11 protein-coding genes are annotated in these 17,301 nt (G+C 58.0%); 2 read left to right on the top strand and 9 right to left on the bottom strand.

What is annotated here, in order from left to right:
• Positions 1-62 precede the first annotated feature (62 nt).
• The 8 genes from WMO36_RS03315 to fbaA all read right to left on the bottom strand — a co-directional run bounded on the left by WMO36_RS03315 (position 63) and on the right by fbaA (position 10,562).
• Positions 63-719, bottom strand: coding sequence for a YesL family protein (locus WMO36_RS03315; RefSeq protein WP_163237315.1), 657 nt, complete (start codon positions 717-719; stop codon positions 63-65).
• A gap of 188 nt (positions 720-907) precedes the next feature.
• Positions 908-2,422, bottom strand: a complete 1,515-nt coding sequence (gtfA, locus tag WMO36_RS03310) for a sucrose phosphorylase (protein WP_270838833.1) — start codon at positions 2,420-2,422, stop codon at positions 908-910.
• 224 nt (positions 2,423-2,646) lie between these two features.
• The gene (locus WMO36_RS03305; RefSeq protein ID WP_349076769.1) at positions 2,647-3,732 is read right to left on the bottom strand and encodes a LacI family DNA-binding transcriptional regulator; all 1,086 of its coding nucleotides are present in this window, start codon (positions 3,730-3,732) and stop codon (positions 2,647-2,649) included.
• A 540-nt stretch (positions 3,733-4,272) separates the two neighbouring features.
• Positions 4,273-4,665 (bottom strand): fluoride efflux transporter FluC, encoded by a 393-nt coding sequence (locus WMO36_RS03300; protein WP_302165658.1) that lies wholly within the window; start codon positions 4,663-4,665, stop codon positions 4,273-4,275.
• Positions 4,665-5,828 carry a fluoride efflux transporter FluC gene (locus WMO36_RS03295; protein WP_302694765.1) on the bottom strand — a complete coding sequence of 388 codons (1,164 nt, stop codon included), beginning with the start codon at positions 5,826-5,828 and terminating at the stop codon, positions 4,665-4,667. The genes WMO36_RS03300 and WMO36_RS03295 overlap by 1 nt, the downstream gene beginning before the upstream one ends.
• A gap of 384 nt (positions 5,829-6,212) precedes the next feature.
• On the bottom strand, positions 6,213-7,787 hold the full coding sequence (locus tag WMO36_RS03290; RefSeq protein ID WP_294450609.1) for a ClC family H(+)/Cl(-) exchange transporter: 1,575 nt from the start codon (positions 7,785-7,787) through the stop codon (positions 6,213-6,215).
• Between the two features lie 210 nt (positions 7,788-7,997).
• Positions 7,998-9,284, bottom strand: a complete 1,287-nt coding sequence (locus WMO36_RS03285) for an adenylosuccinate synthase (protein ID WP_349076766.1) — start codon at positions 9,282-9,284, stop codon at positions 7,998-8,000.
• Between the two features lie 210 nt (positions 9,285-9,494).
• Positions 9,495-10,562, bottom strand: a complete 1,068-nt coding sequence (fbaA, locus tag WMO36_RS03280; RefSeq protein WP_033499608.1) for a class II fructose-bisphosphate aldolase — start codon at positions 10,560-10,562, stop codon at positions 9,495-9,497.
• Between the two features lie 308 nt (positions 10,563-10,870).
• Between fbaA and WMO36_RS03275 the strand changes: the two genes are divergently transcribed.
• Together WMO36_RS03275 and WMO36_RS03270 are read left to right on the top strand one after the other, a co-directional pair.
• The gene (locus tag WMO36_RS03275) at positions 10,871-13,582 is read left to right on the top strand and encodes a YhgE/Pip domain-containing protein (RefSeq protein WP_080789323.1); all 2,712 of its coding nucleotides are present in this window, start codon (positions 10,871-10,873) and stop codon (positions 13,580-13,582) included.
• Positions 13,583-13,584: 2 nt separating this feature from the next.
• Positions 13,585-15,909, top strand: a complete 2,325-nt coding sequence (locus tag WMO36_RS03270; RefSeq protein WP_349076873.1) for a YhgE/Pip family protein — start codon at positions 13,585-13,587, stop codon at positions 15,907-15,909.
• Between the two features lie 282 nt (positions 15,910-16,191).
• Here the strand turns inward: WMO36_RS03270 and yddG are convergent, their stop codons facing one another.
• Positions 16,192-17,160: an aromatic amino acid DMT transporter YddG gene (gene yddG / locus WMO36_RS03265; RefSeq protein WP_349076763.1), complete on the bottom strand. Its 969-nt coding sequence runs from the start codon at positions 17,158-17,160 to the stop codon at positions 16,192-16,194.
• Positions 17,161-17,301 lie beyond the last annotated feature (141 nt).

Below are 17,301 nucleotides of genomic sequence, written 5' to 3'. Positions count from 1 at the left end.
ACGCGTAAAGGCCGTTCCGCGGAACTTGCAATCTGCGGAACGGCCTTTACGAGCAAACAATTTCAGGACTGCGCTACCTTGCGCCCCTTGGCGTCGATCTCACCGTCGATACGGCGGAAAATCCAGTTGTAGATCCACGCGCAACAGTATTGCGGCAACGTGACGCCCATCAAAATCAGCAGCGGAATCATATATATGAAAAACTGCGCATACAGCACGGCGAACGCGGCCAAAATCACCAGCATGCACAAGGTGCGCGGGAAAAAGCCGAGCGCAAGTTTCGTCGCATTCTTCAACGTTTCGGAAGTCGGATTCTCATAGCGAGAAAGCAGCGGGAAGAAGTACTGCGCAATCGCAATAATCACCAATCCCATGAACGCGACGCACGCCATCAGCGGCCCGCGCATCGACCCCATGGACCAGGCGAGCATGCCGTCGACCACCAGCACAATCGCCGCCAGCAGGAACGCAAGCCACGGCAGCAGCGACTGCTTGAGATTGCGCTTGAACGAGTCGAAAAACTGGCGCGCCACATACGTTTCCTCATGTCGGACCATGCGCCAGAGCACACTGTGCATCGCAGTGAACGATGCGCCGGCCGTGACGATCGGCAGGCAGCACAACAGCGTGAGCACGTTGAGAATAATCAGATCGAACAGCACGCCCATAATGGCGAAAAACATGTTGTCTTGATCGAAAAGCTTTGACATCTTTGACATAAGCTCACCTTACCCGTTTTTGCTGGGATTTCAGCTGATTCCCGGGAAAATTGTTTTCCCGATAAGACGATTTCTCGGAAAAACGAAAATGCGAATCGTCCTTCCTGAAGGAGAGGTGACAGGAAGGACGATTACAGATTTATGGATTTATGCGCGGTCAGGCAGCGACCGGATCAGGCGAGGCTGAATCAGGCCGCGACCGGCGGATTGGCGATCAGATCGTCCGTGCGGTGCTCACCGGCGGCATCACGCCATTCGAGCGTGGCGACGGACGCGGTGTTCTCCACACCAAGACCACGGCCCGGCTCAAACGTGAGCGTGGCCTGAGTGGTCGTGCCCTCCCACGTGAAGCTGATGGACGTGTCACCGTCGGCGCTGTACGAAAAGGTGCCGTCGAATGCATCAAGCTCATTGCGGAACTTGGCAAGCGCGTTCAGTGCCTTCACTACCGGACGCTGCAGATTCTCGTCGATCTCAGCCGTGGAATAGTAATGGCGATTGATATCGCGGCCATTGTTGGTCTTGCGCAGCAGTTCCATGTCGTTCTTGCCGGCAAGCGCGCCAACATAGTAGACCTGCGGAACGCCCGGCAGGAAGAACTGCACTGCGCGAGCCGCAATATAGTGCTGGTCGTTGCATCCCAGCGCCGAATAGTAGGTGCTGTTGACCTGGTACAGGTCAAGATTGGATGCGGCGGCACCTGTAGCGGCCTGCGATTCGCCGTGAGTGTTCGCATGAATGGTGTTGACGAGATTGTCGACGTCCTCATCAGGCACGAGGCCCTTGAGCGAACGGTCCAGCTGGTCAGAGCCGATGTCGATCACACCTATGCCATCATGCGTGTCAAGCACGGTGACGGCATTGTTCGGACGGATGTCGGTCCAATGCGCGACCGGCTCAACGTGACCGGTATTCAGCGAGTGCAGCAGCAGCGGCGGAAGCGCGAAATCGTAGACGCGATCGACCTTCGACGCAATCTCAACCTGCTTCTTGTAGTAGGAATGCACTTCGATGAGGATTTCCAGGCCGCGCTTGACACCCTCCTCACGCAGACGGGAGATGAGCTTGAACGTCTTCGGAGTCATGAAGCAGCTTGTGCCGGCTTCCTTAGCGCCGTAGCCGACGGCGTCGAGACGAATGTAGCTGACGTGGGATGCGGCCATCTGATCGAAAATCGACATCAGATATTCCCAACCCTTGTCGGAATCCGTGTCAATGTCGACCTGCTGCGGGGTGAAACTGACCCAAACCAGGCGGGTCTTGCCTGCGAACTTGTAGTGGGTGAACGGCAGGCCCGGACGCGGACGGTAGATGCCGGCCAAATCCTCTTCGGTGGCGCCGTTCGGGAAGACGGAGCTCATGGTCAGGAACATCGGGTAATACTCGGATTCCTCGCCCTTTTCAAGCACGTCTTGGAACTGCTTGGACTCCCAGCTCATGTGGTTGACGATGGCGTCGACCATGATGCCGTGGGTCTTGGAAAGTTCGGCGACATCGTCCCAGCCGCCGAGGCGCGGGTCGACCTTGGTGTGGTCGATGGGGTCGAAGCCTGCATCCGCGCCGTCGAATGGAGTGAAGAACGGCAGGATATGCACGCCGTCATACACGCCGTCGAAACGGGTGCGCAGGATGTCGGTCATCGAGCTGAGGGTGCCGTCGCCGAGGCGATCGGCGTAGGTGATGAGCTGCACTTTGTTTTTCATGGGACCTCCCTTGGTTCATGGGTGCGGGTGCAATGTGTGCGCGTCTGCCTGTTTGCTGTTTACGTATTTGCATACTCACGTATGTATCGAACCGGTTCGATATTACCGCAAAAGAGGCGTCAATGTCCAGTCACACAGCGGAATGCGCGTGTCGAACCGGTTTGATGCGGTGTTCTATGCAGCCCAGCCTGTCCGATCCCCACTCAGCGTTCCAACGCGCAGCATCAACGCGTGGTATCGCCTGGCACTAACGCCATGGGAACAAGCACGTTCGGCTCGAATGGCTTGGGCTTGTTCTTGCGCGAGGCGTTGACTGCGGCCGCTTCCTCATTAGCGATCGCCTGCACGACATGGGCGGCGGCTGACTGCGCAATCGCCGAGAAATCCTGTGCGACCGCAGTCAGCTTCATGCCGGCCAAATCAGTCAAATATGTGCCATCGTAGGCGACGACCTGCAACTCACCTGGAATCGAAATTCCGCGACCCAACGCCTCGCGCACGCAGAAAGCCGCGCCAATATCGGAACTGACCACGGCATCGACGCCGTCGGTCGCCACCCCGTCGAGCGCCTTGTCGACCGCGCGATGATAACCGGCGAAATCCATCACCTCGCCAGCCTCGATATACTCATATTTCACGCCCGCGGCGGTCAATTCCTGCTCCAACGTGAGGTAGTAGCGCACCGTCGGGAACGTGGTCTTCCCTAAATCGAACGACCCCTCCCCAACTTCACCACGCGCCGCCAAATCGAAGAACTGGTCTCGTGGGCCGCCAATCATCACCACATGACGCGCGCCGCTGCGAATCAGCATCTGCGAAATCAGCCGACCACCCTGCTCGTGGTCGGATCCGATCGACGAAATACCGTCTCCAAGCACGCGGTCGAACGCGACGATCGGACGGTGAATCGACGTCCAATAATCGCCGGGATGCGAGGTGTGCGCACACATGACGATGCCGTCCATCATGTGCCTGCGCAGCATGTCGACATATTGAATTTCGCCGTCCGCCTCATCCGCGGTGGAGCACAGCATAGTGCACAGTCCTTGCGCGGCGAGCGCGTGCTGCAGATGTGCGGTAAACGTTGCAAAGAACGGGTGGCGGATGGTGGGCACGATGACGCCGACCAGATTCGTGCGATCGTGGTACAGGTTGCGCGCAAGCTCGTTCGGCACATAATTGAGGGCTTGCATGGCCTTATGCACACGGTCGCGCATATCGCTGGATACATATCCGGTGCCGTTCACCACCAGCGAGACAGTGCTCAGGGACACCCCGGCCTTCTTCGCCACATCGCGCATGCCGACCATGATCGTACCCTCCTCATCGTGCGCTGCCTTTCGCACTTTATTTAGCTTTCGTCGCATTTATCGCACTTCCGCACGTCGCAGATACGATTTTTTTTGAGATATTGCAACCATTTTACATACTCTCGAACCTGTTCGACACCTTGGTGCGCATGCCGTTTGACGAGGTTATCCTTTTACTTGATTTTCAATATCGATTTTCCACATGCTTTTCTTTTTTAATATCACTTTATTGGTTTTTTGTTATCGAATTTTTGTCGGGTTGCATTTGACGATTACCGGCATATACATCGATACAGATTTTCGCATGCCGCACACAACACGGAAAACGGCAGCACAGTACAACGAAAGAAGCGGCGCAAAGCCCGCGATTCCCACGCTTGCTTTGCGACGTTTTCACGGTTTACGCACTCTGGCGCTTTATATGCGCGCTACGCCGTCACGCCTGCGTGGCAGTCAGATCAGGCAGTCGGCACGAAGCCGACGCCTTACCTGATTGCGATATCGCAATCGCAATATCACAATGCACGAAAAACACGGCAATTACGCGGGATTGGACAGCATCGCGATACCGAAACCGATCGCAACGCATATCAACGGCACTGCCACGGTAGCGATCCCGTAGCCGATCGCCAGCGCGAATTTGCGTGTGCGGATCAGCGAAAGCACCTCGTTGATCGCAGTGGAAAACGTTGAAAATCCGCCAAGGAATCCCACGATGAACATCATGGTCGTGTCCATGTCAACCGATTGCGAATAGTACGACATCATGGCGATGCCTGCGCACAGGGATGCGATGCCGTTGATGACGAGCGTGGATATGGGGAAATTAGGATTCTGACCGCGCCAGTTGTTCCAACTACGCTGGATCGACACGTCAAGCACGTAACGGGCCATGGCACCCAAGCCGCCGCACACGCAAATCAGCCAAATCATCAATGAACCTCCCCCGTGGTCGGATCGGGTACCATCGGGATCTCCGCAGTCACCGGTTTCGGCTCGAAGCTCGGCAAATCCGCGGACGCAGATGATGGAACGATTGGCTGAGTGCTCGGCTGGACACTGTATTGCGTCGTGGAATACGTTGTGGATTGCGTTGTGAGTTGCACGGTGGAATGCACAGTGGACGCCGGCATACGTGTATCCGCTTCCGGTGTCTGCGATTCCAACGCTGTCAGAATCGGTGAGGCCTGCGACGCCAACGATGGCGACTGCGCAGCCTGGGACGCCTGCTGTGCCGCACGTTGCGCAATCTGTGCAGCTTCAAGCGCCGCCTGGGCCGCGGAATGCGCCACATCCGCCACCTTCACGTGTTTCACACCGCCGGCGCCCATTTCCGCACCCAGAATGTCCGATTCTCCAGAATCGGACATCCAAACCGTACTTTCAGCACCATACTTGTCCGATTCTGGAGAATCGGACATCTGAGCGCGCATCTTCGTCCTCTGGTTGTCCGTTTCTGGAGAATCGGACACAAAATGTGCGTCTCGCACACGTTTTCGCGTTCCCTTAGCCAAAAGCCACCGCATAACCAGCACACCAGCCAAAGCTGCAACAATACCACCGACAAAACTTCCTGCAAGATAGCCGAACGCACTGGCCACGTGACGCTCGCGCAGCCCCTCCATCATCTCAAGCATGACTCCCGACATCGTCGACAATCCGCCAAGAAAACCCAAACCAACACCGCGACTGACCGCCTGTCGAACCCGACGACGCAACCACGATGCAGTCGTCATATATTCGGTCAACATCGCAAAAAGAAAACACGCAAGCATATTCGAAACGAATGTGCCGACAACAAAAGGCGTGCCGTTCACCGACGGCAGCAACATATCCAATCCGTGGCGGCAACCAACGCCAACAAAGCCGCCGATAAACACAACCAGATACATCAGTCCATCCGCCAAAGGATTGAACCGTGCCTGAACACGCTTCATCGGAGCGAGTGGAATCTGCGGCGGATTCGGCGCTGCAGCCGCTCCAGACGGTCGAATGCCGACACGGGTAACTTCCGTCCGGTCGATCGACTCCGTAGCAGGATTCGGATCGTCACCCGCATTTGGCGAGAATCCAGGCTCACTTTTTTGCGATTCCATTGCGCTCCCTTGTATTGGCCTCTGCTCTTGCGGACGACATCGTTCCGCAATACGGGCCGTGCAACAACGAGCTGGCCGCAGTTGCCACCTTCCTAACGTATACGAGTCTACACGCATACGCTACACGCGTACGCAAAGTGTCCGATTCGGGAGAAACGGACATTCAGCCCCCACTTTGCATGCCATATACGTCCGATTCACCAGAATCGTACAAGCAGAATACGGAAAACACACTTTGCTTGACCGATTCGGGAGAAACGGACAAACAGTGCAGGATTACGACACATTCAATGTCTGATTCTCCAGAATCGGACATCCAAACCACAGTTTTCACGCTACGGTTGTCCGATTCTGCAGAATCGGACACTTACGGTGCACACATGGCTAGGTGAGCGGAGCGTCGCAAAGCCTCCGCATCGCAGGGCGAGCCTCACGCTCCTCCTCGCCGCTGAACAGCACCACCAAATAGTCGCCGGCACGCAGCAACGTGTCGCCACGAGGCACAATCTCACGTTCTCCGCGCCGTAAGCCAATAATCAAACAACCCGACGGCCACGCGACATCGCGCACACGTTGTCCGTCCGCAATCGCCCCCATCTCCAGCGGCAATTCCATAACGCCACTACCAACCTGGCTCGGAATCCTCGTATCCTCACCCTGCGCACGCATGTAGCGTTCCAGCAACTCGCCATAAATCGGCTTCGTACGCAGCAAATCAGAAACCAGCAACGCAATAAAAGCAACGGCAGCAACTGGCAGCATATGCGTCAACGTGCCAGACATTTCAACAGACAGCAGAATCGACGTAATCGGAGTCTTCACCGACGCAGCCAACGTACCGGTCATCATGCAGACGGCAAAAATCGCAACCACTTCAGAAGACAGGCCAGCCCACTGATGCAACATCTCACCGCAAATACCACCAGCAAGCGCACCCACCGCAAGAATCGGCATGAAAATACCGCCCGGAGAACCCGATCCGAAACTCGTGCTTGTGAACAGCACCTTCACCACAAACAGTAGGCACAACATCCCCAAGCCAACACTCGCATGCTCAGCCATGCTGATCAGATTCGAACCACCGCCGAGCACATCAGGCATCCAAATCCCAACCGGCAAAGCAAGCGCGATCGCAATAACAGGACGGAATCGCAGCGGCACACGACCATATAACGTCTGGAAACCAAGCAGCGACCGGTTCATCATCGAACCAACCAAACCAGCAATCAAACCCAACGGAATCAGCCATACGTATTCGTCAAGCGAAAGCTGACCGATATCACCGAAATCCAACACCGGACGCAAACCGAAACAGTACTTCGACACACAATCGGCAGTCAATGAAGCCGCCGTCGCACCCATCAGAATCGCAGGAGAAAAACTACGATGTACTCCCTCCAATGCGAACATCATGCCGGAAAGCGGAGCGCTGAATGCGGCAGATAAGCCAGCCGCGGCACCAGCCGTCACCAAATAATGCTCCTGCACGTCCTCACGACGCCTGCCACGCAACCGATGCGACAGGAACTGCGCGCCCGAAGCGCCAATCTGAATCGACGGGCCCTCACGACCCAACGACAATCCAAACAGAGCACCAAAAAGTCCACCGACGAAACGGACCGGCAAAATCGTCTGCCAACGCATCCGCAAGCCGCAAATCACCACACCATTCGTCTGCGGAATGCCGCTGCCAGATGCCATCGGCTCTTTTGCGATCATCCACGCAATAAGGGCGGACGCCGCTACGGCTGCGACGAACCACGGCGCCAGCAGCCACGGAGTTTCACGGATTTGCGCGTATATCCATCGGGCCGCGGCAGTGGCCTGTTCGATGCCGAGACGATAGAGAACCACCAGCAGGCCAGAAACAAGGCCAACAAGAACGCCAGCACCCGCCATTTTCCACTTCAGCTGGTTGAAGCGTGGGATCAGCGGGTTGATAGAGGGAGACTGAGGCATTTGGTTCTCCTATCTGCATACCTCGCGTGTCCGATTCTGGAGAATCGGACAGCTATTGCACTTCTCCTACGTTCCGGACGTCCGATTCTGGAGAATCGGACAAATTTGGACAGCACACGTACGACAACAAAAATGCCGGCAGGCGCAAAGCCCACCGGCACACATCTGATGGGCAGCAACATCATCTGGCATCACCCATCAGATCATCAATCAGTCGAGCAGCGAGTTGATCTGGATAATGTGGTCACGCTGCGGACCCGTACCAATCACAGAAATACGGCAACCAGACAGCTCTTCAAGACGCTTCACATAATCTTGGCAGGTCTTCGGCAAATCATTGAAATCATGAATCTGAGAAATATCCTCTGACCAGCCTGGCATACTCTCGTAAATCGGCTTCGCTACAGCAAATTCAGCCTGATCAGTCGGCATATCGTCACGACGCTCACCGTTCACATCGTAAGCGACGCACAGCGGAATCTCCTTCAAACCGGTGAGCACGTCAAGCTTAGTGAGCACAATATCCGTCAAACCGTTGACCTGAGCCGCATAACGGTTCACCACCGCATCGAACCAGCCGCAACGACGCGGACGACCCGTAGTCACGCCATACTCATGACCCTGCGCACGCAGCCAATCGCCATCCTCGCCAAACAGCTCTGTCGGGAACGGCCCCTCGCCAACGCGAGTCACATACGCCTTAGAAACACCAATCACACGGCTGATCTTGGTCGGACCAACGCCAGTGCCAGTGCACGCGCCGCCAGCAGTCGGATTCGACGAAGTCACAAACGGATACGTACCATGATCCACATCAAGCATGGTCGCCTGACCACCCTCGAACAGCACGGTCTTGCCCTCGTCAAGCGCCTTGTTCAGCACCAGCGAAGTGTTGGCGACATACGGCTTCAGACGCTCACCAAGACGAAGCAGCTCATCCGTGGTTTCGTTCACATCAATCGGACGACGATTGTACAGCTTCACCAGCATCTGGTTCTTCTGATGCAGGCTTGCCTCAACCTTGTCGTGCAAATGCTTCGCATTGAACAGGTCGTGCACGCGGATGCCCACGCGATTAATCTTGTCGGCATACGCAGGTCCAATGCCGCGACCGGTGGTACCGATCTTGTGCTTACCCAGGAAACGTTCCGTCACCTTATCAAGCACACGATGATACGGCGCAATAATGTGCGCACCCTCACTCACCAGCAGTCGGGAGCAGTCCACACCGCGGCTTTCCAAGCCGTCGATCTCTTCGAAAAGCACTTCAGGATCAACAACAACACCGTTGCCGATAACCGGAGTCGCGGTCGGGCTGATGATGCCGGAGGGCAGCAGGTGCAGCGCATACGATTCGTCGCCGACCACCACGGTATGGCCCGCATTGTTGCCGCCGTTGAAGCGGGCAACATAGTCGACCTTCGTGCCGATCAGGTCGGTCGCCTTACCCTTGCCTTCGTCTCCCCACTGGGCACCGATCAAAACAATTCCAGGCATGTTGTTGCACCTCCGCGCGTATGCGATTTCGCCTCAAAGCCTTACCAAGGCCTTACAAAGACTATCCTGCGCCCTCTACCGGATATCTGCCGGATATGCACCGATCGGCCGTTGAAACTAGTCAGTTCCATCGTTTTCGTCTCATACAACGCGACACACCCACCGTGCCGCCACACGCCGCATGCATTACGCGGCGCGTGCGGCATCACACTACTTCAACGCCTTGCCCGCGCTGCCAAGCTGCCTGCAAGCCTCCACCACGCGTGCGGCCATGGCGCTTTCCGCTTCGCGCCCCCATGAACGCGGGTCGTACATCTTCTTGTTGCCCACCTCGCCATCGATTTTGAGCACCGAATCATAGTTGGAGAACATGTGACCGGCCACCGCACGGCTGAATGCGTACTGCGTATCGGTGTCGATGTTCATCTTCACCACGCCGTAGCTCACGGCCTGCGCGATCTCCTCCGGCGCGGAGCCGGAACCACCGTGGAACACCAGGGCGAACGGCTTACCGGGAGCGACATCCAGCGAGTGCGCGGGGTCGGGCATTTCGCCGGCCTTAATCGCGAGCGCGACCGTGGTCTGGATTTCGTCGAGCAGTTCGGGGCGCAGTTTCACCACGCCCGGTTTGTATGCGCCGTGCACGTTGCCGAAGGTGAAGGCGGCCATGTAGCGTCCGCGCTCGCCAAGGCCGAGTCGTTGCGCGACGGCGATGCCTTGCGCGGGCGTGGAATACAGTTTGTCGTTGATTTCGGCGCTGTGCCCGTCTTCTTCGCCGCCGACCGCGCCGATTTCGATTTCCAGCACGGTGTGCGCGGCTTGGGATTTGTCGAGCAGTTCTTCTGCGATGTCGAGGTTTTCACCCAGCGGCACTGTGGAACCGTCCCACATGTGTGACTGGAAGGTCGGTTCCTGACCGTGCTTCACCTGTTCGGCTTCATGGTCGAGCAGGGGGCGCACCCATTCGTCCAGATACTGTTTGGCGCAGTGGTCGGTGTGCAGGGCGATGGTGATGTTGGGGTATTTCGCCGCGACTTCGTGCGCGAAGGCTGCGAAGGCAAGCGAGCCGGTGACGCGGTCGTTGACGCGTTGCCCGGAGAAGTAGGCGGCGCCGCCTACGGAGACCTGGATGATGCCATCGGATTCCGCCTCGGCGAAACCCTGGAGTGCGGCGTTCAGGGTCTGTGTGCTGGTCACATTGATCGCGGGATAGGCGTAACCGCCGCGGCGTGCGGCGTCCAGCATTTGCGCATAACGTTCCGGCGTTGCAATAGTCATGCCTCCATTATCGCCCGACCCTATCCCACTTATCATGTGACAACATTCGCCATCTTTCCTTTCCGTTTTCCCGACCGTCCGCTCCATATCCAGGTCGCCCGCCCCACTAGGGCCATATGCCGAGCGTTTTCGTCTCATATCCCGACATTTGCGGGACCGACCATTAAACAGGGCGAAACCATTGCGATCGTTCCATCGGAAGTCATAGAATATCCACCGGATCGCGCGACGAAGAGCCCAACCGGGTATTCCCGCACGGGCATGCCGCCGCACGTAGATGTTGCGACCAATACCCGCGAGGAGGCTTGATGCACCAGGTTTTCGCCATCTTCCTTCGAGACGTGAAACGCATTCTGAAGAACCCAGTGGCGCTCGTCGTCACGCTGGGTGTGGCCATCATCCCATCACTGTACGCATGGTGCAACATCCTCGCCAACTGGGACCCGTACGCGAACACGGGCAACATCCAGGTCGCTGTGGCGAACGAGGACAAGGGCACAACCTCCACGCTGGTCGGTCATCTCGACGCTGGCCAGCAAACCGTCAACCAGCTTAAGAAGAACCATCAGCTCGGCTGGCGTTTCGTTCCCGAGCAGCAAGCCATCGAAGGCGTGGAATCCGGCAAATACTATGCGGCGATCGTACTGCCGGAAGACTTCAGCTCCAGACTCATCGGCACCGTCACTGGTAAAGGCGACCGACCGTCGATCACGTACTACATCAACGAAAAGCTGAACGCGATCGCGCCGAAAATCACCGATACGGGTGCGACCACGATCGACGAGCAGATCAACACCACTTTCGTTTCCAGCGTGGCCGACGCCGTGGCGAAGGAAGTGAAGGAGGCAGCGGGAGAAACCACCGGCAGCATGAAAAGCGCGCAAAGCGACGTCATCAACGATCTGACCGACACCATCAACCAGCTCGAAACCGTCCAACAGCAGCTGCGCGGCACGCGTTCCACGCTCGACAAGGCCCTCACCACCATCGATTCGGCCAAACAGTCCAACATCGCGCTCGCCTCGGGAATCACCAACTCGCTTGACACCGTCGGCAAGGCGTCCGACTTGCTGAGCGAGACGCGCACACAAACCGAACGATTCTCGAACACGCTGGTCGGAGCGCTCGACAACGGCAGCACGCAACTGTCCGGTCTGCAGGTCAACGTGAGCAATGCCACCGGCACCGTGCTCAGCGGACTGAACACCACGCAGGACGCGCTCGACCAAGTGTCCAGCACCATGCATCACGTCAACACCACCACCGGCAATGTGCTCGACGGCGTGGAGAAGGCGTTGCAGGCCAGCCAGCTGGATCCGAACAACCAAACGTATAAGGATCTTTCCGCGCAACTCGCCGAAGCCCGCAAACAGCTGACGTTCCAGCAGCAGCGCATCGACGCCTTCGATCAGGACACCACGGCTGCGATCAACGCGGGGAAGAACACCGCGAACGGGTTCAACGACGATGTCACCACGCTGGCGAAAAACGGCACGGCGTCGATGGCGAGCGCACGCACGACCATCACCGGCACGGTCATGCCGAATCTCAACACCGGGCTCGATACACTCAGCCTGGCCAATGGGTCGCTGTCCGGCACGCTTACCACGCTGCAAAGCACACTGGAACAGGGCAACGGGCTGCTCGACCAGTTGTCGCGCACCGTGACCCAAACGAACACCACCATTGCTGGCACGCAGACGCAGCTCGCCAATCTCGCCAAACAGCTCAACACCACGCGCACCGATGTGGCCGCGTTGAGCAGTTCGGCGATGTTCCAGCAGCTTTCCCAAGCGCTCGGACTTGACGCGAGCGAGGTCGGCTCGTTCGTGGGCGAGCCGGTGCATTTGGACGAACAGGTCCTCTACCCGGTCAAAAACTATGGTTCCGCGGTCACGCCGTTCTACACGAATCTTGCGCTATGGGTCGGCGGATTCGTGCTCGTCGCGATCTACAAGCTTGAAGTGGACCGCGATGAGAAGATCCGCATGTACACGCCACGCCAAGGCTATATGGGCCGTTGGCTGCTGTTCGTCACGGTCGGATTCCTGCAGGCGATCATCGCCACGATCGGCGATCTCGCGCTGGGCATCCAATGCGAGCATCCGTTCCTGTTCATCCTCGCCGGCATTTTCGCCTCGTTCGTCTACGTGAACATCATTTACGCGCTCGCCGTGGCGTTCCGGCATATCGGCAAGGCCGTCGCCGTGATTCTGGTGATTATCCAGATTCCGGGCGCGGCAGGCCTCTACCCCATCGAGATGATGCCGGAATTCTTCCGCCGTCTGAAACCGTTCCTACCGTTCACCTACGGCATCAACGCGATGCGCGGGCCGATCGGCGGCATGTATGCCAACCATTATTGGATCGACATGCTCTCGCTGTTCTGGTATCTGCCTGTGGCGCTGTTCATCGGCTTGGTCGTCCGCAAGCTGGCGTTGAACCTCAACCGCCTGTTCGACAACCGTCTGGCGGACACTGATCTGATGATCACCGAACATAACGAAGGCACGGTGGAACCGTTGCGGCTCACCGAGACCGCGCAGCAGATCGCCGAGGAGTTCCCCGAACTCGCCCGCAGACGGGCGATTCATTTCTTCCGCCTGTACCCGCGCCTGGTGCGCTGGGGATTCCTCGCGCTGGCGGTACTGCCGTTCGTGTTCCTGCTGTTGCTATTCATCACGCGCATGAAGCTCGCCATGCTGCTCGGTTGGATCATTTCGATCATCGCCATCGACACGTATCTCATCGTGGTGGAGTATCTGCGCGAACGGTATGCGAATTATCTGGGCGAGGAAGCGATGAGTGCGGAAGAGTTCCGCAGCGCGATCCTGCACGAGAACCTGCTATTCCGGCCGGGCATGCATTACAAGCCGATGCATGCCGTACGCACGAGGCTGTATGAAGCTGCGCATGGTGGTTCGGCCGGACATGCGCCTGAACATGCGGCTGAGTATGCGGCTGGAAACACGGACGGAAATGCTGGCAGGAGTCTGCGTGAGGAGGGGAACGAACAGTGAAAATGATCTGGGGCATCTTCAAGCGGGACATGTGCCACGCCACCCGCAACGTGATCGCCGTGATCGTCTCGATGGGCCTGGTGGTGGTACCGGCGCTGTACGCCTGGTTCAACATCGCGGCCAGCTGGGATCCCTACGGCAACACCAAGGCATTGAAGGTCGCCGTGGCCAATAACGACAAGGGTTACAAGTCGGATCTCATACCGGTGCGCGTCAACGTGGGCGAAACCATCATCAGCACACTGCACGCCAACGACCAGCTGGACTGGCAATTCGTGAAAAGCGACAAGGCAATCGACGGGGTGAAATCCGGCGAATACTATGCGGCGATCGTAATTCCGAAAGGTTTCAGCGCCGACATGATGACGCTGTTCTCCCCCGACATCAAACACGCGCAGCTCAAGTACTATCTGAACGAGAAAATCAACCCGATCGCCCCGCATATCACCGATCAGGGCGCGACAACCGTGGTCAACACAATCGACAAAACCTTCGCCAAAACGATCGCGCAAGTCGGACTCGACCTGGCCTCAAGCATCCTACACTATTCGCAAAGCCCGCAAATGGCCGAATACATGCGCAACCTCAACGGCAATCTCACCACCATGGCGGATACGCTGAGCGGCGCATCGCAGCAGGTAACGTCGTATTCGCAGCTGCTCGGCTCGGCGAACGACATCGTGGATTCCACGGGCAAACTGCTCGCCTCGGCGACCAAGGCGGGCAAACAGGCCCGGAACGCGTTGAAGCAAGGCAAATCAGGTGCCACGTCGTTCACTTCGGCAGGTGCAAACGTCACCTCCTCAGTGAACACCGCGCTCGACCAGGTGTCAGGCGCGTTCGACCAAGTAGCTGCCAAGGTGAACAAGGCGTTCGACGCGATCGGCAAGGACTCAGACACCGCAGCCAGCCAGCTGACAACGTTGAGCGAACAAGTCTCCAGCAGCGAATCGCTGTACGACACGTACATCACAAGCCTCAACCACATGCACGAATCGGTGGAACAACTACCGGACAGTGATTCCGCGAAACAGGCACTGCTGGAAGCCATCGACCGGGAGATCACGCTGCTGGAAGCCGCCAAAGGCGATTCGCAGAAGCTCGCGCAGCAGCTGAAAGACGCTTCCACGCAGGTCACGCAGGATACCGCAGCCGCGGAACGCTCCCGCAAGGAGATCCTGAACCGCATCACCTCCGCGAAGCAGTCGATCAGCAATGTGCGCGACGATTACGCCACGAACGTCAAGCCGAAAATCGACGCGCTCGCCTCCACAGTCAGCACGCTGATCTCCCAAACCGACAGCATGATCACCCAGCTGAGCGGCACCGCCGACGATCTGGACGATGTGACGGGCGACGTGGGGACGAATGTGACATCCATCCGTTCCACGCTCGGCGCGATCGCGAAGAAACTCGACTCGTCGGCAGCGACGGTGAAGGAGCTGATCACGAAGCTGGAGACGGGCGGGAACGCCGGTGACGGCAACAGCGATGGTGGCGACGGTGACAACGACGCCAGTTCGTCCGATTCGGGTGAATCGGACGAACTACGTGCACTGGCCACCGCCAACGCGTCCACACTGTCCACGCTGATTTCCGCGCCCGTCGCACTGCATCGCGTCTCAGTGTACCCGATCGCGAACTACGGTTCGGCCATGGCGCCGTTCTATACGATCCTGTCAATCTGGGTGGGTGCGATCATCCTGTGCGCCATGCTGAAAGTGACAATTTCGAACCGCGAGAAGGCGCATGTGCTGGGCTTGGGCGACACGCTGCCGCGCGTCGCCGGCCCGTCCGGCCCGGGGAACGCCTCACGTTGGGGACTGCGCCTCGACCACGAGTATTTCGGACGGTACGCGATCTTCGCACTGCTCGCGTTGCTGCAGGGCACACTGGTTTGCCTGGGTGACATGTATTTCCTTGGCGTGCAGGCGAATCATGCGCTGCAGTTCCTTGCCGTGGGGTGGCTTGCCGCGCTCGTGTTCTCGAATATCGTGTATACGCTGACCGTGTCGTTCGGCGATATCGGCAAGGCCGTGGCCGTGGTGCTGCTGGTGATGCAGGTCGCCGGCTCGGGCGGTACGTTCCCTATCGAGACACTGCCGAAGTTCTTCCAAATGCTCTACCCGTTCCTACCGTTCCCGCACGCCATCGATGCCATGCACGCCGCGATGGCCGGATCGTACGGCAATGAGTACCTGCTTGACATGGTGTATCTCGCCTTGTTCCTGATTCCTTCGCTGCTGCTGGGATTGGTGTTGCGCAAGCCGGTGATCCGGTTGAACAACTGGGTGAGCCGCAATCTGGAATCCACCAAGGTGATGTGACGAGGTGGATTTGAACGGGCTGGTTTAAGCCGGTTTAGATCGGTTTCGGCTGGCACACATGGACGCGTCATTGGCGACGCATCACCATCACCGCCAACGGCAACACACACCAAATACCAGCCGGCAAAAACCTAAGCTAGCGTGGATGCGTAAGGGCATTGTCTTGCCCGGTCACTTCCCTTACGTACCGCTGCGCCATCCCGGCGCTCCTCTGCGCCGCCACTACCCCACATGTCGCCTCCTCACACACCAACAAGCGTCCGATTCTGCAGAATCGGACAATCAGCGGCGTCGCGCAAACCACACGTTGATCAGCGAGCCGACCACCACCAGCGCGACACCGATCCAGAATGGCATGCCCAACGTCACGCCCAATAGGAGCGTGCTGGAAGCAGTGGAGAACAGCGGCGTCGCATACGAACCGATCGCAAGCGTTTCCATACTGCCATGTAGCATGCCATACCCCCAGCACGCGTAGCCGCCAGCAATCGACGCGGCACATGCGAGCAGCGAAATATAGCCGCCGATGCCAGGCGCTACAGCTGGCAAACCGTCGCCCGAAACGAAATGGATAATCCACAGCACAACAGCAACGCAACAGAAGAAAATCGTCGTACCATCGTAACCATCGGACATCGATGGCGTCACGGTCGCGTAAATCGCCCAAATAAAGGCGCCTGCGAACGCGAGCGCGTACGGCAATGGATTGCTGGCGATATTGGCAACCGCTTCCTGCACGTCAAGGTTTTCACCGCCGACCGCCATTGCCACGCCGACGGTGGCTACGATTGCACCCGGCAGCGCTTCGGAGACCGAGCCGCGTTTGTGCGACACGGCGGCGGTCATCAGTACCAGCAGCGTCGGCCACAAATAATTGACGAGGCTGACTTCCACAGATTGCGCGTTCGTTGTGGCCAGACCGATCGACAGCGAGATCGACGTCTCGTATGCAATGAACATGAGTCCGCCTGCGACGAGGTACTTGCGTGGCGCTTGGCTAATCGGTTTCGGCCGTCGCACGATGAGCAGGAGCATGCCGCCGACAGTGTAGATGAGCGCCGAGCCGAGCGTGGCGCCGAACGATTCGGAAACGAGTCGCACGAGGCCGGCCATGAAGCCCCACAGGACGATTGCGAACAGGCCGATGAGTGTCGCCGCGTGTGATATGGCATGGCCGAGTAGCGGATTGCAGGAGTTGCCGGTGGGGTGGTTTGCGCCGGAATCGGAGGGGGACTTCTGGTTCGTGTTCACGGGCTCCAGCCTACCCATCGCCCTCCACGAGTGTCCGATTCTGCAGAATCGGACACTCCTGCAACCTGCGATGCCGCGAACCCGATTACCCCCGGAACCGCACCAACAGCAGAGTCAACCACCCCATCCGACGCTGCCACA

The sequence above is a fragment of the Bifidobacterium hominis genome (assembly GCF_040095915.1).
In the GTDB taxonomy this organism is placed as follows: domain Bacteria; phylum Actinomycetota; class Actinomycetes; order Actinomycetales; family Bifidobacteriaceae; genus Bifidobacterium; species Bifidobacterium hominis.
The sequence above is the reverse complement of the archived record's forward strand: the minus strand, read 5'-3'. Positions and strand labels throughout refer to the sequence as shown.